Here is a 19,137-nt window from a genome sequence, read left to right as displayed (position 1 = left end):
GGGAAAAAATGGTGCGGACGGCGGGACTTGAACCCGCAAGACCAATGGTCGGCAGATTTTAAGTCTGCTGCGTCTACCGATTTCGCCACGTCCGCATTGCCGCGCCGCGTACCGTTTCGGTCGGGGCGCTGCAAAAAATCGTCATGCTTCTGGCGCCCGGCGCTGGGGCCGGTCCCAAACACGACTGAGCCTCATCTACACAGGCCGAACCGTTTCGGTCAACGGGGCCTCGGAGCATTTCCAGGAAAAGTGGAACCCGGCTTTCCGTCCGGAAATGCGGCAAACAAAGAGCTGGAGCGTTTTCGCGATTCGAAGAAAAGCGAGAACGCTTTAGCCACACCAGGACTGATTTTTTGCAGATGCCGGATGCGCGAGCCCTTCCCGCACGAGTTGATCGGCGAAGGATACGCCCGAACGCGAAAGCCGTTTGCGTTCCGTGGCTTGCCCGCCCGCAGCAGCGGAGGACGCCACATCGAAGGCGCCGGCATTCAGCATGTCGCGAAGCCTTACCTTCGCGACGAAACCGCGTTGCCGCTCTTCCATGCAGCGCGCCCGGTCGATCTGCGGCACTTCTATGCCGGCAAGCTGCATTTTCACGCCCTTCATCCAGAAAGTGTTGCCATCGGCCACGCAATTGTTGAGGCCGGAACGACCGCAAAAGGCAAAAGTACCGCTTTTTTCACCGAGTGAGATTTTTTCGACCGAAGGACGGGTTTCCGGCAGGATAGCGGCGACCTGGCTCGGTTGCGAGGCGGACGGCATGGCGATCGGGCGCGGCGGCACCGGGCCGTTGCCGGGCAGAGCCGGCGATGCGGGGCGGATGGATGCCACTTTTTCCGGCGTGACGGAATCGCGTTTGGCCGCCGTCGCGACTTTCGAAGAACTCGTGGCCGGAGATGTCGCCTTTGCAACATGACGCTGCGGCAAAAGACTGTCGCGATGTTCGTAAGCCTGAATGCCGCCGGCAACGACGCCCAGCATCAGCACCCATGGCCAAACGCTGCCGCCACCCGATTTCTTCGCCGTGCGGCGTCGTGCTGTCGATTTTCGATTGCTCACGATCGGACTCCTTTTTACGGAGCCGCATTATCGGCCAAAGGAGTTTCCGAAAGGTTGGCATTGCCGGGCGTTTTCGTTTTTCAGAGAATCGGGAAAACGCCTTAACCCCTTGTTTTCTCGATTTCCCGGATGGAAAGCACACAAATGAGCTGTGGATAAACCGTCAGCGAACCTGATCGAGAAGGCGCTTACATTCGAGGAGATCGAACAGGGCTTCCTGCAAAAGCGCCTGATCGTCCTTGCCGATGCTCGACTTGCCGACCGATATTTCCGCATCACCGCCGCCACCGCCGAAGCCGAAAAAACGGCCGCTTGGCTTGGCCTTCGGACGACCGACGACCTCGTCCCCATCGGTATCGACGACGCGCGGTTCGGCGACTTCCTTTTCACCGCTCGCCGCCATGATGGCTTCCATGGTCGCAAGATCACCGGAGGCGATTGCCGCCACGAAGCGGTTGCCATTGGCTTTCAGCAGCTTCTGTACGCCCTTGATGGTGTAGCCATGGTCATAAAGAAGGTGACGAATGCCCTTCAGGAGATCGATATCGTCAGGGCGGTAATAACGGCGGCCCCCGCCCCGTTTCATCGGCTTGATCTGCGGAAAGCGTGTTTCCCAGAAACGCAGCACATGCTGCGGCAGGTTCAGCTCATCCGCCACTTCACTGATCGTCCGAAACGCGTCGGGGCTTTTATCCAAATTTCCACTCCCATCCGAACCGGAGCGCCATGCATCCGGCTGGACACTGAACGAGAACGCTTTTCACCCGCCGGTCAAACACCGCGCAAAGTCGGTTAAGACCCCGCGCCGACGCCATTGCGGCGAGATACAAATCACTAAAATTGATTATGATGTGAGTCGACCGGATTTCAACGGCTTGCACGTTGAAATTCAAGTATGTTCACAAGAAGAATGGGGAAAAAGGCTTGCGATACGGCAAAAAAGGCGTGTCGCTTAGACCTTGCGAGCGGGATTACGTCCCGGCCTTCTGGCCCTTCTGCTTGGCTTTGCGGGCCGTATGGGCCTTCAGAATGCGCTGCTTCAGCACGTTCGAGGCCTTGAAGGTCATGACGCGACGTGGGGAAATCGGAACTTCCTCACCCGTCTTCGGGTTGCGGCCGATACGCTCGTTCTTTTCCCGGATCTGGAATGTCGCGAAGGACGAAAGCTTGACGACTTCGCCGCGCGTGATCGCGTTGCATATTTCGTCGATGATCGTCTCGACCAGTTCGGCGGATTCGGTGCGGGACAGCCCGACTTTACGAAACACAGATTCTGCAAGATCTGCGCGTGTCACTGTCTTCCCGGCCATTTTTCCCCGCAAACCGTGTCTGAACTCTTCTCTAGGAGCCGCCGAGATTATTTCCCTTGTGGCGACCGGTCAAGGGATTGTTCCAGATTCATTTGAGGCTTTCGGCAATCAGTGCAAGGGCTTAGAGCGAGTGATACGGTTTTGACACAGGCTCGGGCCGCTCCGGCGCTTCCGATCGGGGCGTGAGCGCGAAAATCACAACCGATTTCGCGCCATCGCCCCGGCAAACGCGGAAATCAGGCCTTTACCAGCGCAGCAGCACCGCGCCCCAGGTGAAGCCGCCGCCCATGGCCTCCAGCATGACCAGATCGCCCTTCTTGATGCGTCCGTCACCGGCGGCAACGGCGAGCGCCAGCGGAATGGAAGCGGCCGAGGTATTGCCGTGCTGATCGACGGTGATCACGACCTTTTCCGGGTCGATGTTGAGCTTCTTTGCCGAACCGTCGATGATGCGCTTGTTCGCCTGGTGCGGAACGAGCCAATCGAGATCGTCGGACGTCGTGCCCGTCGCCTCGAAGGCCTGTTCGATGACGTCGGTGATCATGCCGACGGCGTGCTTGAACACTTCCCGGCCCTCCATGCGCAGATGGCCGACCGTGCCTGTGGTGGAAGGTCCGCCATCGACATAGAGCTTTTCCTTGTGCGAGCCGTCAGAGCGAAGCTGCGCCGTCAGAATGCCGCGATCGGCAGAAGTGCCCTCGCCTTCGCCGGCCTCCAGAACCAGCGCGCCGGCGCCGTCGCCGAAGAGGACGCAGGTGGTGCGGTCCTTCCAGTCGAGGATGCGCGAGAAGGTCTCGGAACCGATCACCAGAACGCGCTTGGCCATGCCGCCGCGAATATAGAGATTGGCGGTCGATACGGCATAAACGAAACCGGAGCAGACGGCCTGCATGTCGAAGGCGAAACCATGGGTCATGCCCAGCCGGTTCTGGATGTTCACCGCCGTTGCCGGAAAGGTGTTATCCGGGGTCGAGGTGGCCAGAATGATGAGGTCGATATCGTCGGGCGTCAGGCCGGCATTGTCGAGCGCGGCGCGCGCCGCCGCTTCGCCGAGGGACGCGGTGGTTTCACCTTCGCCGGCGATATAGCGCTGCTTGATGCCCGTGCGCTGCACGATCCATTCGTCGGAAGTCTCGACGACCCCTTCGATTTCGCTGTTGGTCATGACACGCTTCGGAAGCGCTGCCCCGAAACCACGGACTATAGAGCGGATCATTCCCTTATTCCTCGTCAGCCACGAGAGCTTCGGGCGCCGGGGGCGGAAGCCGTCTTGCGTGGTAAATCTTCAGATCATTTTCAATCTTGGCCGTCAGACCGTTGTGGACCATGTCGTAGCCGACATCGACGGCGGAGGCAAAACCGATGGCATCCGTGCCGCCATGGCTCTTGATGACAATGCCGTTCAGGCCGAGAAACACGCCGCCATTGACCTTGCGCGGGTCCATCTTTTCACGAAGCACATCGAAGGCGCTTTTCGCCAGGATGTAACCGATCTTGGCGAAGAAGCTGCGGGAGATCGCCTCACGCAGCAGCGTGGTGATCTGGCGGGCGGTGCCTTCGGCGGCCTTGAGCGCGATATTGCCGGTGAAACCTTCGGTCACCACCACATCCACCGTGCCCTTGCCGATATCGTCGCCTTCGACGAAACCGCGATAATCGATGGTGGCGAGATCGGCCTCGCGGATCAGCCGTCCGGCCTCGCGAACCTCTTCCTGACCCTTGACCTCCTCGACGCCGACATTGAGCAGGCCGACGGTCGGACGGTCGATATCGAAAAGCGCCCGCGCCATGGCGCCACCCATCAGGGCGAAATCCAGCAGCTGCTGGGAATCGGCGCCGATGGTCGCGCCGATGTCGAGCACGATGCTTTCGCCCTTCAGCGTCGGCCAGATGCCGGCAATTGCCGGGCGTTCCACCCGCGCCATGGTGCGCAAACAGAATTTCGCCATGGCCATCAGCGCGCCGGTATTGCCGGCGGAAACGGCGACATCCGCCTCGCCGAGCTTCACGGCCTCGATGGCGCGCCACATGCTGGAAACGTAGCGGCCACGGCGCAGCGCCTGGCTCGGCTTCTCGTCCATGCTGACCGAGACTTCACAATCGTGAAAGACCGACTTTTCCCGAAGCGCGGGATATTGTGCCAGAATGGGGTCGCATTTGCTCTTCTGCCCGTAGAGCAGAAAAGTTACATCGTTGTGCCGTTCAAGCGCCTTGGCAGCACCGGGTATGGCAACATCTGGGCCGAAATCGCCACCCATGACGTCAATTGCAATTCTGATCACTCGTCCCTTATCCTTCTTCCCGCCAAACAGCGGTTTTGCGCGAAAATACCTTTTCCGGCCTTCGTTACAATAAAATTATTTCAGCCCAACGGGGCCATTCAGTCTTTTTTCCAATCTTTGAGCACGGCAAAGGGCGACGGGCGCTTTTCTTCTTCAGGCTCTTTTTCGGCCGATTCGGCAAATTCCGCATCCGCTTTGCGCGGATAGGGATCGATCGCGAGCGCCGCAAATTCGGCAACCACCGCGCCGACATCGATGCTGTCGCCGGTGAACTGGTCGGGAATATCCGGGCCGTCGGGGTCGAGCACGATCTCGCCTTCCTCATTGGTCACCATCCGCGCCAGTTTCGAACCTTCCGGAACGAAAATCTGCTCGACGGTCTCATCGATCTTGCTCGAGACCGGCTCCAGCGTGACGACGCAGGATTGCGTTACCGCCGCATGCACTTCGCCCTTGATCTTCACGCCATCCTTCTTCCAGCGGGAAACCTGCAGCTCCGCCTTCAGATATTCGACGGAAACCACATTCCAGAATTTCGCCAGCGCCTTCAGTTCCTCGGCACTGGCTTCGAGACCAATCCTGACCGGATTGGCGGAAATATGGCCTACCTTTACGGGATAGGAAAAAGGCAGGTCGTCATTTGCAGGGTGTCGCGCGTTCATCGTGAACCTCATCGTCCAGGCAAGGGCAGCGTCAGGCTTCCGGTTGCTATTGTGTCTTCGGACTGGGCGGCAAGTTGCGTGGATGCGTCCATCATCCAGCCTGCCAGCCCCTCCATATCGGGCGCCATTTCATCTACCTGCGGATATATATTGCGCCGGAGCGCCGCGGCAAGGGCAACGCGGTCGGAAGCATCCAGCGCCGCCGCATAGGATTCGAGCCTCCCATAAAACATGCCGGCGAATTTCTTCATGCGCTTCGGCACGCCCTGATCGCCGATTCCCAGTTCGCGGATGGAATGATCGAGGTCCTGAAAAAAGGCGTCGACGATCTCCTGGGCAATTTCCTGCCCGCTGACATCGGAGGATTTGGTGCGGCGGAAATAGAGAATCATGATGACCGACAGCATCTCGAAGCGGCCCATGACCGTATCGGGAACACCGAGATCGAGATAGAAAGCGGGCGTGCGGGCAGCAGCGGTCAAAGTCGCATATTGCCGGTCGACAATGGCGCGATTGTTGTTTTTCTTCTTGAACAGCCCGAATATCATCGTTTTTTTTCCGAACGGGACGGGTGAATTCGCTTACCGCCCATCGCACTTGTTGCATGATCGTCAAAGCTGGTTTACCGAAGCATCCACGAATTGCAATGCTGTCGCGGTCACGTTCGTCTTTCGCCTGAAACAGTCGAAGAGAACCGGAGGAGTTCCAAAAGACCGGGAAAGCATTGAATTTGGGGAGTGACCGGGATTTTCCGTCCCCGGATTGACACAATCATGTGCACAGACACTGTGCACCACGCAATGCCGGAAGGTGCCATTCATGATCGCAGTCGGGGAAAAGCAGTTGAGCAAGCAGAAATCCGCAAGTCACGGCAATGTTCTGAGCAAGACCGCCATCGCAATCGTGCTCGCATCCGGCCTGCTTTCCGCCTGCAGCAGCACGACCGATGTGTTCCATAACGGCTACGTCATGGACGAGCAGTCGCTTCAGCTGATCCCGGAAGGTTCGAGCCGCGAGCAGGTTCTGCTGACCATGGGCACGCCCTCCACCACCGCGACCTTCGGCAACGAGGTTTTCTATTACATCTCGCAGAAGCGCGTGCGCCGCGCGGCCTTCATGAAGCCGGCGCTGGTGGAGCAAAACATTCTCGCGATCTATTTCAACAAGGACGGCGTGATCGAGCGCAAGGCCAACTATACGCTGCAGGACGGCAAGGTCTTCGACACGATTTCGCGCACCACGCCGACGGGCGGCAAGGACCTCACCTTCCTGCAGCAGCTGCTTTCCGGCGGCACCTCGGGCGCCAATATCGCCAAGAGCATTCTGGGTCAGGGCAACAACACCCCCTGATCGGAAGAAGAAACGGAAAATTCAAAGGCCCGGGGATCGTTCCCCGGGCCTTTTTCATTGGTCGGAACCTTAAGCCTTCAGTGGGCAAGAACCGCCAGCAGCAGCAGCGCCACGATATTGGTGATCTTGATCGCCGGGTTGACGGCTGGACCGGCGGTATCCTTGTAGGGATCGCCGACCGTATCGCCCGTCACCGACGCCTTGTGGGCGTCCGAACCCTTGACGTGGCGCACGCCGTCCTTGTCGATGAAACCGTCTTCGAAGCTCTTCTTGGCATTGTCCCATGCACCGCCACCGGAGGTCATGGAAATCGCCACGAAGAGGCCGTTGATGATGACGCCAAGCAGCGATGCGCCAAGTGCCGCGAAGGCCGACGCCTTGGAGCCGGAAATGGCCAGCACGCCGAAATAGACGACGAGCGGCGCCAGAACCGGCAGGAGCGACGGGATGACCATTTCCTTGATCGCCGCCCGTGTCAGCAGGTCCACGGCCTTGCCGTAATCAGGTTTTTCCGTTCCGGCCATGATGCCGGGCTTTTCGCGGAACTGGCGGCGCACTTCCTCGACGATCGAGCTTGCCGCCTTGCCCACCGCCGTCATGGCGATGCCGCCGAAGAGATAGGGAATGAGACCGCCGAACAGCAGGCCGGCAACCACGTAAGGATTGGCGAGGCTGAAAGAAATCTCGCCAATGTCCTTGAAGTAGGGATAGGTATCGCCATTGGCGGCGAAGTAGGACAAGTCATTGGCATAGGCGGCGAACAGCACCAGCGCACCGAGACCGGCCGAACCGATGGCATAACCCTTGGTGACGGCCTTGGTGGTGTTGCCAACGGCGTCCAGCGCATCGGTCGCCTTGCGCACGTCAGGATCGAGACCGGCCATTTCGGCGATACCGCCGGCATTGTCCGTGACCGGGCCGAAAGCGTCGAGCGCCACGATCATGCCGGCAAGGCCGAGCATGGCGGTGACCGCGATGCCAGTGCCGAACAGGCCGCCGAGCTGGTAGGTTCCGATGATGCCGCCGACGATGACGATGGCCGGCAGCGCCGTCGATTCCAGCGATACCGCAAGGCCCTGGATGACGTTGGTGCCATGGCCGGTGACAGACGCCTGGGCGATGGAGTTGACCGGCCGCTTGTTGGTGCCGGTATAATATTCGGTGATGACGACGATCAGCGCCGTCACGACAAGACCGACCAACCCGCAGAAGAAGAGATTGGTGCCGGTGATTTCCATGCCGGCCACCGTGCCTACCGTGCCCCAGCCGACCGTCGCATGAGTGGCGACCGCAAGACCCGCAACCGAGAAGACGCCGGTGGCGATCAGCCCCTTGTAGAGCGCGCCCATGATGGAATTGTTGGTGCCGAGCTTGACGAAGAAGGTGCCGGCAATCGAGGTCAGGATGCAGGCGCCGCAGATCGCCAGCGGATAGACCATGGCGCTTTCCAGTATCGGCGTTCCGGCAAAGAATATCGCGGCGAGAACCATGGTCGCGACGACAGAGACGGCATAGGTCTCGAAGAGGTCAGCCGCCATGCCGGCGCAATCGCCGACATTGTCGCCGACATTGTCTGCAATGGTTGCCGGGTTGCGCGGGTCGTCCTCTGGAATGCCGGCCTCCACCTTGCCGACGAGATCGCCGCCGACATCCGCACCCTTGGTGAAGATGCCGCCGCCGAGACGGGCGAAGATGGAGATCAGCGATGCGCCGAAGCCGAGCGACACCAGCGCATCGATCACCTCACGCGATCCGGCCGGATGGCCCATCACCGAGGTGAGGATGAAATAATAGATGGAGACGCCGAGCAGCGCGAGACCGGCCACCAGCATGCCGGTGATAGCGCCCGACTTGAAAGCGATATCGAGACCGGCGGAAAGGCTGTGCGAGGCGGCCTGCGCGGTGCGCAGATTGGCGCGCACGGAGACATGCATACCGACGAAGCCGGCGACGCCTGAAAGCACCGCGCCGACGAGGAAGCCGATGGCTGCCATGGATGACAGAAGATACCAGGCCAGAATGGCGACGATCAGTCCGACGATGGCGATGGTGAGATATTGACGGGTGAGATAAGCCTGCGCACCTTCACGGATAAAACCTGCTATTTCACGCATACGCTCGTTGCCCTGATCGGCATCGAGAACGCTTTTGGTGGCCCATACCGCGTAAACGACGGACAGGACACCGCATAAAATTACTATGGGTATTACGGTCATGCGCACTTACCTCCCAAAAGGCCGGGTCTCACTCCCTCCCCGGCGTGGCGAAACCTTGTGCAGGGAGATGCGGACGGCCTGTCCCAAATCCCGTCTTGGGCATTTGTTCCCCTCCCAAGGAAAAATGTCCTCGGAGCGGAGATTGCGTTGGCGCGAGGTGCCGCGTCAAGCCCACAAATTTGCCTGAAACTTGAAAGGAGTAGAGTGCGGCGCGCGACTCAGGCTGCTTTTTTGCGGCTTGTCAGGACGAGCGACAGGACAAGCAGAAGGCAAAGCCCGGCAACCGGCCAGATGACGAGGTTCATCACCGACCAGCCCCAGGCCGTAAACACCTTGCCGGAAGAGAAGGATGACAGCGCCACGGCGCCAAACAGCACGATATCGTGGAAACCCTGCACCTTATCCGCCTCATGCGGGCGGTAACTGGAGGTGATGATGGCGGTTGCGCCGATGAAGCCGAAATTCCAGCCTAGGCCGAGCAGGATGAGCGCCGCCCAGAAATTCCACAGCTCTATGCCCATATGGGCAACGATGGCGCAAGCCATCAGCACGATGAGGCCCGCCGCAACGATTTTTTCCGCACCGAATCGGGAAATCAGCATGCCGGTGAAGAAGCTCGGGCCGAACATGGCGAGAACGTGCCACTGGATGCCGAGCGTGGCGAGTTCGGTGGGGAAACCGCAGCCGACCACCATGGCGAGCGGTGCGCCGGTCATCATGAAGGTCATCAGGGCATAGGAACCGATGCCGCAGATCATGCCGGTGATGAAACGCTGCGTGCGGACGATTTCCGACAGCGGCCTTACCGATTCGACATGGGCGGCGGCGGCCTTGGGGTCGGGCAGTTTCAGAAATGCCAGAATGGCGATCGAGACGAGGCCGAGCGGAACGAGCGCCAGAAAAGCGCCGGCAAAGGTGACCGGCGCAAGCAGGTCCTTGCCGAAGATGGCGAGTTGCGGCCCGACGATGGCCGAAATGATGCCGCCCGCCAGAATCCAGGAGATCGCCTTCGGCTTGTAAAAGGATGGAGAGGCGTCGGCTGCTGCGAAGCGGATTTTTTGCGTAAAGCCGCCGGAAATGCCGATCAGCAGGAGGCCGACGGCAAACAGCCAAAAATCCGAACGGAAGAGCGCCACGGCGGCAATGCCGCCGCCGATGGAGCACATCAGCGCGCCGACCATGAAGCCTGCCTTGCGGCCAAGGAAGCGGGATGCAGCCGCCACGCAGATCGCGCCGAGCGCAACGCCGATATTGAAACCGGTGAGAGGCGCGGTCGCCAGCGACTTATCCGCGCCGAGCAGCTGATAGCCGGCAAGAGCGCCGACCGAAAAGCTTAAGGGCGCAGCCGATCCCATGATCGCCTGCGCGATGGTGAGGAGGAAGACGTTGCGCTTCGCCTCGTCCAGTTGAACTTCAAGTCCGGGGACGGAAACCGCGCTCATCTCTTCCTCACCTAACGTATTTTAGCGTTTTGCCTCGCCGCGCACCTGCTTGGCAATGCGGTCAAGCACCGCATTCACCAGCTTGGGCTCGTCATGCTCGAAGAAAGCACGGGCGATTTCAACATATTCCGTGACGATGACGGCGACTGGCACATCCTTGCGCTCGAGAATCTCGAAAGTGCCTGCACGCAGGATGGCGCGCACGGTGGCATCGAGGCGCGACAGCGGCCAGTCTTCCAGAAGGGCGGAGCGCACCAGCGGGTCGATCTTCGTCTGATCTCGGACGACGCCGGAAACGATGGAACGGAACCAGGACGGGTCGGCCTTCAGATAGGTATCGCCGTCGACTTCCTGCCCGAGACGGTGCGCCTCGTATTCGGCCACGACTTCCATGACGCCGGTTCCGCCGACATCCATCTGGTAGAGCGCCTGCACGGCCGCAAGGCGGGCCGCGCCGCGCTGGTTGGCGGGCTTTACCGAAGGCTGGCGCGGTTCGCCGCCATTTTCAACATTCGACATGCGTTCAGCCACCCAGTTTTTTCTTCAGCTCGATCATTGTCAGCGCCGCACGCGCCGCGAAACCGCCCTTATCCTTGTCGGAACGGCGCACGCGCGCCCATGCCTGCTCGTCATTTTCAACGGTGAGGATGCCGTTACCTATCGGCAGCGATTCGCTGACGGCGAGATCCATCAGGGCGCGGGAGGATTCGTTGGAGACGATGTCGAAGTGGTAGGTCTCGCCACGGATTACCATGCCGAGCGCAACGAAACCGTCATATTCCGTGCCGTCATTGTCAGCGCCGTCAAGCGCCATGGCGATGGCGGCGGGGATTTCCAGCGCGCCGGGAACGGTAATGACGTCATAGGTGGCGCCGGCCTCATCGAGCGCGAATTTCGCGCCTTCGAGAAGGGCATCCGCCATATCGTCGTAAAAACGTGCTTCCACGATAAGAAGATGGGGTTTGGACATGATATTTTCCTGAAAAGCTTGATGCCGGATCATACCGGCTTTTGCGGCGGTCAAACCACGGCTGGCCATTTTTGGCAAGTAATTTCATGTGTCAGCGGCGCAAGAGGCCGCGTTTGCGGGGCATTTGGCCGGGTTTAACGCCTTCCGGCGAGGTGCCGCGACAATCAGGTTTTCTGGAAGGCAAGATGGACGCCAAGCCCCATCAACACCGCTCCGGCAGCGCGGCGAGCGAGCACCTGCACCGCGCCGGAACGCTTCAAACGCCCGACCATGGCGCCCGCCAGAAGCACGCCGACAAGATCGGCCGAGGAAAAAATGAAATTGACCGCAATGCCGAGGATCAGCAATTGCAGCCAGACCGGAAAGGCCGCCGCAGGGTCCACGAATTGCGGCAGGAAGGCCAGAAAGAACAGCGCCGTCTTCGGATTGAGCACATCGACGATGATGCTGTCGATGAAGGCGCGGCGCGCCGATTTCGGCTCGATGGTCAGATTGACCGCCTCGCCCTCAAGCTTGCTGCGCAGCATCGAGAAACCGAGCCAGACGAGATAAAGCGCGCCGCAGAGCTTCACGGCGAGATAAAGCCATGGAACGGCCTGAAACAGCACCGAAAGCCCTGCCGCAGAGGCAAAAATGTGGAAATAGCAGCCGACATGAATTCCAAGCACCGCCATCAGCCCGGCAAACCGTCCGCGCGCCATGGTCTGCGCCGCCGCATAAAGCATGGCCGGACCGGGGATATAGGCGAACAAGGCGGTGGTTATGAAAAAGGCTGTCAGCAGTTCGAAGGACGGCATGATGTATTTCCCCTACCCCGTTTGGCTCGCGGTCGATATCAAACGGCCTAAAAAGTCTTATAGCGTTTCCAGCTTCATCGGAAGCGGGGTGCTTGAGAACAATTGCAATATGCCGCGACTTCAGGTGTTTGCCACTCCCCTTTTCCGTCATTCCGGCCTTGAACCGGAATCCAGTCGACGCGCGTCCGCGCGGCGGGAAAAGTTCTTTCAGCCCAAAGACTTGGGCTGGCTGGCTTCCGGCTCAAGGCCGGAATGACGGAGGAGGCGTCGATGCGTCCTCCTCTCCAAAGCGTCGTCACATTACGCTGAGGGAAATTCCGCAAGCCTTGCGGCATAACGCGCCATGGTATCGACTTCGAAATTCACGAAATCGCCCGGCTGGCGCTCGCCCCATGTGGTGACAGTCAACGTGTGGCGGATCAGCAGCACATCGAAATCCGTGCCTTCGACGGCGTTGACGGTCAGCGAGGTGCCGTCGAGCGCCACGGAACCCTTGGGCGCCACGAATTTCGCCAGATGCTCCGGCGCACGCAGGCGAATGCGCACCGCCTCACCTTCCGATTCCACCGAAAGGATTTCCGCCCTGCCATCGACATGGCCGGAGACGATGTGGCCGCCAAGTTCATCGCCGATCTTCAGCGCCCGCTCCAGATTGACGTGGGTACCCTTTTGCCAGCCGGCAATCGTCGTCAGGCGCAGCGCCTCTTCCCATGCCTCGACCTCGTACCAGCGCTCGTTGCTGCCGTCTTCCGGCAGTCTCGTCACCGTCAGGCAGACGCCGCCATGGGAGATGGACGCGCCCATATCGATGGTCTTGGGATCGTAATTGGTCGCCACCCGCAGACGCACGCCTTCGGCCAGAGCTTCGAGCTCGGAAACGGTTCCGACGTCGGTGACAATTCCGGTAAACATCAAATCGGCCTTTCATAATCGAAGCAACGATCCCGCCCATAGGCGGTCTCGCTGACCAGAGCATAGTCGCCCGGAATATCGGAACGTTTGAGCGGCGTTTCAATGCCGCCCTCACCGATCACGACCGGGCTTTCGAACAGCATGATACGGTCCACCAGCCCGGCTTCAAGGAATGATTTTGCGGCAAAGGCGCCGCCTTCGACCAGAAGTTCCGACATGCCGCTTTCGGCGAGGATGTGGAGGAGGTTTTCGAGCGTTGGGGCTTCGAGGATCTGGACGCCGGCGTCGGTGAGGAGTTGGCGGCGGTCGCGGCTACCCCCCTCTGCCCTGCCGGGCATCTCCCCCTCAAGGGGGGAGATCGGCAAGGGGCTGTCCGCTCGTTCAAATTGCGCCTTCGGGTCGCCCTCTCTGGCCGTCGATGCAGAGCGGAGTGGCGCTCCATCGATCTCCCCCCTTGAGGGGGAGATGCCCGGCAGGGCAGAGGGGGGTATCGCCGCGACGACCACCGGCACCTCCCGCGCTGTCTTCACCAGCTTCGATGTCAGCGGCAATTCAAACTGCCGGTCCAGCACGATCCGCACCGGGGAACGCTGCTCCATGCCGGCAATACGCACCGTCAGTTCCGGATCGTCGGCAATCGCCGTGCCAATCCCCACAAGAATGCAATCGCAATGCGCCCGAAGTTCATGCACGGCATGGCGCGCCTCGGGACCGGTAATCGCCACCTGCCCCTCGCCTTTCCTGCCGATCATGCCATCGGCGGAAATGGCAAGCTTCAGAATCACATGCGGGCGTTTTTTCACCTGACGCGTGAGGTAACCGGCCAGCGCCCTCTTACCCTCATCCCGCAACAGGCCGGTTTCCACGACAATACCGGCATCCCGTAAAATCGTATAGCCGCGGCCGGAAACGCGCTCATCCGGATCATCCACCGCTACCACGACGCGGGCAACGCCGTATTCCACCAGGGCATTGGCGCAGGGAGGCGTCTTGCCCCAGTGTGAGCAGGGTTCGAGCGTCACATAGGCGGTGGCGCCACGCGCCTCCTCGCCGGCGATTTCCAGCGCTTGCCGTTCGGCATGCGGGCGGCCGCCAATGGCGGTCACGGCTTCGGCGATGATTTGCCCGTCCTTGACGAGCACACAGCCAACCGAAGGGTTGGTAAGCGTCTGGCCCTGATGGCGAAGCGAAACCTCGATTGCCCGGGCCATGAATCTTTCGTCATCGGCGCGGGTGGTCACGGCTAGACTCCGGCGTCCGTATCGCGGGCGATCTTGGCGTTGATTTCGGCAATCACGTTCTCAAAATCCTCGGCATGGCTGAAATCGCGATAGACCGAGGCGTAACGCACGAAGGCCACGTCATCGAGGCTTTTCAGTGCTTCGAGAACCTGCAGGCCGATTTCTTCCGAGGGAATTTCCGTCTCGCCGGAACTTTCCAGGCGGCGGACGATGCCGGAGACGGCGCGCTCGATCCGGTCGCGGTCGACCGGGCGCTTGCGCAGGGCGATCTCGAAGGATCGCACCAGCTTTTCCCGGTCGAAGGGCAGCTTGCGGCCGCTTTTCTTTATGACCATCAGCTCGCGCAGTTGCACGCGCTCATAGGTCGTGAAGCGGCCGCCGCAATCGGGGCAGATGCGCCGCCGGCGGATGGAGGTATTGTCCTCCGCCGGACGCGAGTCCTTGACCTGCGTGTCTTCAGAACCGCAAAAAGGGCAGCGCATCTTCGTCCTTTCTCTTACATGTACGGATACATGGGGAAACGGTCCGTCAGGCCGACGACCTTTTCACGCACCGCAGCCTCGACGGCGGCGTTGCCCTCATCCGAATTGGCAACCTTCAGACCATCGAGAACCTCGACAATCAGCTTGCCGATTTCGCGGAATTCCGCTTCCTTGAAACCGCGCGTCGTACCGGCCGGCGTGCCGAGACGGACACCGGAGGTGACGAAGGGCTTTTCCGGATCGAAAGGAATGCCGTTCTTGTTGCAGGTGATGTAAGCGCGGCCGAGCGCTGCTTCGGCGCGCTTGCCGGTGGCGTTCTTCTTGCGAAGATCGACCAGCATCAGGTGGTTATCGGTGCCGCCGGAGACGACATCCAGACCGCCTTCGACCAGCGTTTCGGCCAGCGCCTTGGCGTTCTTGACGACCTGAGCGGCATAGTCCTTGAACTCGGGCTTCAGCGCTTCACCGAAGGCGACGGCCTTGGCGGCGATGACGTGCATCAGCGGGCCGCCCTGCAGGCCGGGGAAGACGGCCGAGTTGAACTTCTTGGCCAGATCCTCGTCATTGGTGAGGATCATGCCGCCGCGCGGGCCGCGCAGCGATTTGTGCGTGGTGGTGGTGGCGACATGGCAGTGCGGGAACGGCGACGGATGCTGGCCACCGGCGACGAGGCCGGCGATGTGCGCCATGTCGACCATCAGGTAGGCGCCGACTTCATCGGCGATCTCGCGGAAGCGCTTCCAGTCCCATACACGCGAATAGGCAGTGCCGCCGGCGAGAATGAGCTTCGGCTTGTGTTCCTTGGCCTTGCGCTCCACCTCGTCCATGTCGAGCAGGTTGTCGCCTTCACGCACGCCGTAGGAGACGACATTGAACCACTTGCCGGACATGTTAACCGGCGAACCATGCGTCAGGTGGCCTCCCGAGTTCAGATCGAGGCCCATGAAGGTATCGCCCGGCTGCAGGAGCGCGAGGAACACGGCCTGGTTCATCTGCGAACCGGAGTTCGGCTGGACGTTGGCGAAGTTGACGCCGAACAGCTTCTTGGCGCGCTCGATGGCGAGTTCTTCAGCGATGTCGACGAACTGGCAGCCGCCGTAATAACGCTTGCCCGGATAACCTTCCGCATATTTGTTGGTCATGATCGAACCCTGCGCTTCGAGCACGGCGCGGGAAACGATGTTTTCCGAGGCGATCAGTTCGATCTCGTGGCGCTGGCGACCCAGTTCCTTCTCGATCGCGCCGAAAATTTCCGGATCGACATCGGCAAGCGGACGGGAGAAGAAAGCATCTGTGTTCGACATGGTGAAGGCTCCTGAAACAGTAATGCGATGGCGTCTTAGCGCCCTGCCCCGACAAGAGCAATACGGGCAGCGAGATTTGCCCGTCAAACTGCGACGTTGCGACAAAAAACGACAGATGTTTTCAGAAAATCGCCAAGAAAAAAGCCGCACCCGAAGGTGCGGCTCATGGTGATGGAATGAAATGGCGGCGATGCCGGATCAGTTGCGCGGCAACAGATCGTCATCCACCGGGCCGGCGGGCTGTTCCATGCCGCTCGTGGTGTTGAGCGCCAGTTCGGCGTTGCCATCCTTTTCATAGATGTCGTCGCGGAACTGCACCACGCCGTCCTTCGCCGACCACGCGGTGATGTAGACGAAATAGACCGGGATTTCCTGCGCCAGCTTGATCGGCGTGTTGACGCGGGTGGCGATGACGCGCTCCATTTCCTGACGCGACCAGCCGGGCGTGTCGCGCAGCAGCCAGCTCGTCAGGTCGCGCACGTTCTGCACGCGCACGCAGCCGGAGGATTCGAAACGCATCAGCTTGTTGAACAGGCCCTGCTGCGGCGTGTCGTGCATATATTCGTTGTTCGGATTGTGGAAGTTGATCTTCGTGGACGACATGGCGTTGATCTTGCCGGGGTCCTGACGGAACATCAGGTTCGGAGCCTTCGGCGCGAACCAGTCGACTGCGGTCGGTGAAACTTCCTGCCCCTTGCCGTCGATGAGGCGGATGTTGTTCCGCTCCAGATAGGTCGGATCCTTCTGCATCAGCGGCACGATGTCCTTTTCGACGATCGAGCGCGGCGCGGTCCAGTAGGGGTTGAGGATGACCTCGTAAATCTTGGAATTGATCACATGAGTGGGGCGGCTGGCGCGGCCGACGACGGCCGTGTTGCGCAGCACGACGCGTTCATTTTCAACGGCTTCGATGGCGGCGGCCGGGATATTCACCATCAGGTGACGCTGGCCGAGATCGCCGGACATGGACTGGATGCGAACGAGGTTGGTCTGCAGCTGCGCCAGACGGATCTGCGCGGAAACATTGAGCGCCTTCGTGGTGTATTCGCCGCTGACGCCATCGGCCGGAAGGCCATGACGGGCCTGAAAACGCTTCAGCGCGCCATCGACGTAACTATCGAAGGCGCTGGAAATGCCGGCTTCACGCGGCAGGTCGCCGGACACCATCAGTCGCTGGCGCAGCGCCTGTACGGAAGGATCGGAAACGCCGATCTGGAGACGCTGCTGGGACGCCGGCACTTCCGGCCAGCCGCCATTCTGCACGATCTGCTGATATTGCATGATCGCCTGCTGCATGTAGACCGGCGCTTCGCGTCCGAGAACCGGATTGTTGGAAACGACGCCCACGGCCGAACGCGACGTATTGGCGTCGAACTGGTCATCCCAGTTGCCGCGGCGCGAAGAGCCCATGAGATCGTTGAGCGCGTTCTGCGCAAAGGCCGGCGCGGCAAGCGCGGCGGCACCAACGGAAACGGCCGAGCGCAGAAGCGCGCGGCGCGATACGGAATCGGAAACGGATTTCTTTGTCATTCTACCTACCAGCCACTCTCTTCGGCATTCTCAACAATGCCTAAATCAATATGATTAACAAACACGTACAACGTGTCTGCCGGCTGGTAATACTCGACACCCATCCATTGGGCGCCATTGTCTGGCAGAACGGTCGGGACTTGCCGCGACAGCAGGAGAAACAGCCGGCTCCTTCACCCTTGCCGGTCCCATATCAATATGGCCGATTCGTGTCACGGCTCTCATCTCACGAAGCTTTGTTCGCCTGAAAAACAGGGCGAAGGCTCGAAGAAGGGCTGGGCTTGACACGCAAAAACGCCCAACGCGGAATCCGCAAGCCGGGAGCAAAAGGATGCCCCCGGCTTAAACAGTGAAACCGTCGCGATATTACAGGCGGTAAGCGATCGAGTCGTTCCAGAAGCGATCGAGGCGCTGCAGCAGCTTGTTCATTTCGGAGAACTCACCGGTGCCGATGCCGCCGACCTTTTCGATCGAACCGACGTGGCGTTCATAAAGGCGGGCAACCGTTTCGGCGATTTCCTGGCCCTTTTCGGTCAGGCTGATGCGGACAGAGCGACGGTCGACACGCGAGCGCTGGTGGTTGATGAGGCCGAGATCGACCAGCTTCTTGACGTTGTAGGAGACGTTCGAGCCGAGGTAATAACCGCGGGAACGAAGCTCGCCGGCCGTCAGTTCGGAATTGCCGATGTTGAACAGCAGCAGGGCCTGAACGGCGTTGACGTCATCGCGACCCTGACGGTCGAACTCATCCTTGATGACATCGAGGAGGCGGCGGTGGAGACGTTCCACCAGGTGCAGCGACTCCATGTAGAGCGAGCGGATGGTATCTTCATGTGCATCGGCAACAACGGCCTGGGGCTTAACTTTGCTATTGATCATGACTGCCTCACTGTTTTGTTTGGCGGTGTGTTTGTTTGTCTCCCGCCTTGAGTGAGAACCTAATCAATGCGCATAAAATTCTACTTAAAAGCTACGATTAACAAATGGTTACCTGCATTTTCCCGGGAGGGCCCAACTTGTGGCGAAGCGGGAATGGTCCAAGGTCATCCATTATAAATCAATGACTTAGCCATGGAATACGGCCCAAAATCAGGCCGAATTGCTTTATTCTTATGGTAAATCAATTCTTGCGCGTTCTTCATTCTGGCGCTGATCCAGCCAGAAAGCGACCAGGAATAGTATATAAATGGTTGCCACAAGGCCGTGCATGACGGGTACGAGCGTGTTGGCGCCGAAGATATGCGGCCACACCTTATACATGGCGATCTGCGCACCCGCGCCCATGACCCACATGACCGCGCCCCAGGAGGCCCCGAGCCACAGACCGAGTGCCGCGACAGGGAAAATAACGGCCAGCGCGCTGCCGGCCACGCGCCAGGGCAGGTTCAGCATATCGAACCGCCCATGCCCCCCAAGCGAGTAGCCCGTCAGCATCGCCCAATATTGCAGGCCGAACCAGAAACAGGAAACCGCGACCAGCCTCATGAAGACCAGAAAGAGGATTTCCGTAAGCGGGCGTTTCGGCAGAGGTTGAGAATCAGGTTCCATGGCCGGAAGATACGGTCTCGACGAACGGGCGA

Annotated in this window: 21 protein-coding genes and 1 tRNA gene; 2 read left to right on the top strand and 20 right to left on the bottom strand. The window is 60.1% G+C overall.

Annotation, left to right across the window (positions count from 1 at the left end; all coding sequences use genetic code 11):
- Positions 1–9: 9 nt before the first annotated feature.
- The 8 genes from I3J13_RS00305 to I3J13_RS00270 all read right to left on the bottom strand — a co-directional run bounded on the left by I3J13_RS00305 (position 10) and on the right by I3J13_RS00270 (position 5,861).
- Positions 10–95: transfer RNA gene (locus tag I3J13_RS00305), tRNA-Leu, on the bottom strand.
- A gap of 235 nt (positions 96–330) precedes the next feature.
- Positions 331–1,059 (bottom strand): nuclease, encoded by a 729-nt coding sequence (locus I3J13_RS00300; protein ID WP_196377680.1) that lies wholly within the window; start codon positions 1,057–1,059, stop codon positions 331–333.
- A 163-nt stretch (positions 1,060–1,222) separates the two neighbouring features.
- Entirely contained in the window at positions 1,223–1,756 is a 534-nt protein-coding gene (locus tag I3J13_RS00295) for a MerR family transcriptional regulator (protein WP_003520813.1), read from the bottom strand.
- Positions 1,757–2,030: 274 nt separating this feature from the next.
- Positions 2,031–2,369: an integration host factor subunit alpha gene (locus I3J13_RS00290; RefSeq protein WP_035260182.1), complete on the bottom strand. Its 339-nt coding sequence runs from the start codon at positions 2,367–2,369 to the stop codon at positions 2,031–2,033.
- 244 nt (positions 2,370–2,613) lie between these two features.
- A complete protein-coding gene (locus tag I3J13_RS00285; RefSeq protein WP_196377679.1) occupies positions 2,614–3,585 on the bottom strand; it encodes a beta-ketoacyl-ACP synthase III in 972 nt (323 codons plus the stop codon).
- A gap of 4 nt (positions 3,586–3,589) precedes the next feature.
- Positions 3,590–4,651: a phosphate acyltransferase PlsX gene (plsX, locus tag I3J13_RS00280; RefSeq protein ID WP_035261625.1), complete on the bottom strand. Its 1,062-nt coding sequence runs from the start codon at positions 4,649–4,651 to the stop codon at positions 3,590–3,592.
- Positions 4,652–4,749: 98 nt separating this feature from the next.
- Complete coding sequence (locus I3J13_RS00275; protein ID WP_080857003.1) at positions 4,750–5,313, bottom strand: YceD family protein; 564 nt, start codon at positions 5,311–5,313, stop codon at positions 4,750–4,752.
- Between the two features lie 8 nt (positions 5,314–5,321).
- A complete protein-coding gene (locus I3J13_RS00270) occupies positions 5,322–5,861 on the bottom strand; it encodes a ubiquinol-cytochrome C chaperone family protein (protein WP_080856221.1) in 540 nt (179 codons plus the stop codon).
- 271 nt (positions 5,862–6,132) lie between these two features.
- Here I3J13_RS00270 and I3J13_RS00265 point away from each other — a divergent pair, with 271 nt between their 5' ends.
- Positions 6,133–6,663, top strand: coding sequence for an outer membrane protein assembly factor BamE (locus I3J13_RS00265; protein ID WP_003520808.1), 531 nt, complete (start codon positions 6,133–6,135; stop codon positions 6,661–6,663).
- 77 nt (positions 6,664–6,740) lie between these two features.
- Here the strand turns inward: I3J13_RS00265 and I3J13_RS00260 are convergent, their stop codons facing one another.
- The 5 genes from I3J13_RS00260 to I3J13_RS00240 all read right to left on the bottom strand — a co-directional run bounded on the left by I3J13_RS00260 (position 6,741) and on the right by I3J13_RS00240 (position 12,088).
- Positions 6,741–8,879, bottom strand: coding sequence for a sodium-translocating pyrophosphatase (locus tag I3J13_RS00260; protein WP_003520807.1), 2,139 nt, complete (start codon positions 8,877–8,879; stop codon positions 6,741–6,743).
- A 218-nt stretch (positions 8,880–9,097) separates the two neighbouring features.
- Positions 9,098–10,321 (bottom strand): MFS transporter, encoded by a 1,224-nt coding sequence (locus tag I3J13_RS00255; RefSeq protein ID WP_196377678.1) that lies wholly within the window; start codon positions 10,319–10,321, stop codon positions 9,098–9,100.
- A gap of 21 nt (positions 10,322–10,342) precedes the next feature.
- Positions 10,343–10,840, bottom strand: coding sequence for a transcription antitermination factor NusB (gene nusB / locus I3J13_RS00250; protein WP_004441180.1), 498 nt, complete (start codon positions 10,838–10,840; stop codon positions 10,343–10,345).
- A gap of 4 nt (positions 10,841–10,844) precedes the next feature.
- Entirely contained in the window at positions 10,845–11,324 is a 480-nt protein-coding gene (locus tag I3J13_RS00245) for a 6,7-dimethyl-8-ribityllumazine synthase (RefSeq protein ID WP_003520804.1), read from the bottom strand.
- A gap of 131 nt (positions 11,325–11,455) precedes the next feature.
- The gene (locus I3J13_RS00240; protein ID WP_196377677.1) at positions 11,456–12,088 is read right to left on the bottom strand and encodes a LysE family translocator; all 633 of its coding nucleotides are present in this window, start codon (positions 12,086–12,088) and stop codon (positions 11,456–11,458) included.
- Here I3J13_RS00240 and I3J13_RS00235 point away from each other — a divergent pair.
- Positions 12,054–12,344: a hypothetical protein gene (locus tag I3J13_RS00235; protein WP_196377676.1), complete on the top strand. Its 291-nt coding sequence runs from the start codon at positions 12,054–12,056 to the stop codon at positions 12,342–12,344. The genes I3J13_RS00240 and I3J13_RS00235 overlap by 35 nt on opposite strands.
- A 44-nt stretch (positions 12,345–12,388) precedes the next feature.
- On the opposite strand, the gene I3J13_RS00230 is transcribed toward I3J13_RS00235, so the two are convergent.
- The 7 genes from I3J13_RS00230 to I3J13_RS00200 all read right to left on the bottom strand — a co-directional run bounded on the left by I3J13_RS00230 (position 12,389) and on the right by I3J13_RS00200 (position 19,105).
- Positions 12,389–13,000 (bottom strand): riboflavin synthase, encoded by a 612-nt coding sequence (locus I3J13_RS00230; protein WP_003520802.1) that lies wholly within the window; start codon positions 12,998–13,000, stop codon positions 12,389–12,391.
- Positions 13,000–14,241, bottom strand: a complete 1,242-nt coding sequence (ribD, locus tag I3J13_RS00225; protein WP_196377675.1) for a bifunctional diaminohydroxyphosphoribosylaminopyrimidine deaminase/5-amino-6-(5-phosphoribosylamino)uracil reductase RibD — start codon at positions 14,239–14,241, stop codon at positions 13,000–13,002. Before ribD ends, I3J13_RS00230 begins: the two co-directional genes overlap by 1 nt.
- Before the next feature lie 2 nt (positions 14,242–14,243).
- Positions 14,244–14,723 (bottom strand): transcriptional regulator NrdR, encoded by a 480-nt coding sequence (gene nrdR / locus I3J13_RS00220; RefSeq protein ID WP_003496675.1) that lies wholly within the window; start codon positions 14,721–14,723, stop codon positions 14,244–14,246.
- Between the two features lie 14 nt (positions 14,724–14,737).
- Positions 14,738–16,027: a serine hydroxymethyltransferase gene (glyA, locus tag I3J13_RS00215; RefSeq protein ID WP_020809946.1), complete on the bottom strand. Its 1,290-nt coding sequence runs from the start codon at positions 16,025–16,027 to the stop codon at positions 14,738–14,740.
- A gap of 198 nt (positions 16,028–16,225) precedes the next feature.
- Positions 16,226–17,557: a L,D-transpeptidase family protein gene (locus I3J13_RS00210; RefSeq protein ID WP_003520799.1), complete on the bottom strand. Its 1,332-nt coding sequence runs from the start codon at positions 17,555–17,557 to the stop codon at positions 16,226–16,228.
- Positions 17,558–17,923: 366 nt separating this feature from the next.
- Positions 17,924–18,433: a transcriptional regulator LdtR gene (ldtR, locus tag I3J13_RS00205; RefSeq protein WP_026363448.1), complete on the bottom strand. Its 510-nt coding sequence runs from the start codon at positions 18,431–18,433 to the stop codon at positions 17,924–17,926.
- 234 nt (positions 18,434–18,667) lie between these two features.
- Positions 18,668–19,105, bottom strand: a complete 438-nt coding sequence (locus I3J13_RS00200) for a DUF6163 family protein (protein WP_003496683.1) — start codon at positions 19,103–19,105, stop codon at positions 18,668–18,670.
- Between the last annotated feature and the right edge of the window lie 32 nt (positions 19,106–19,137).

This window comes from Agrobacterium leguminum (assembly GCF_015704895.1).
GTDB lineage: Bacteria > Pseudomonadota > Alphaproteobacteria > Rhizobiales > Rhizobiaceae > Agrobacterium > Agrobacterium leguminum.
This window is presented reverse-complemented; position numbering and strand designations above follow the sequence as displayed.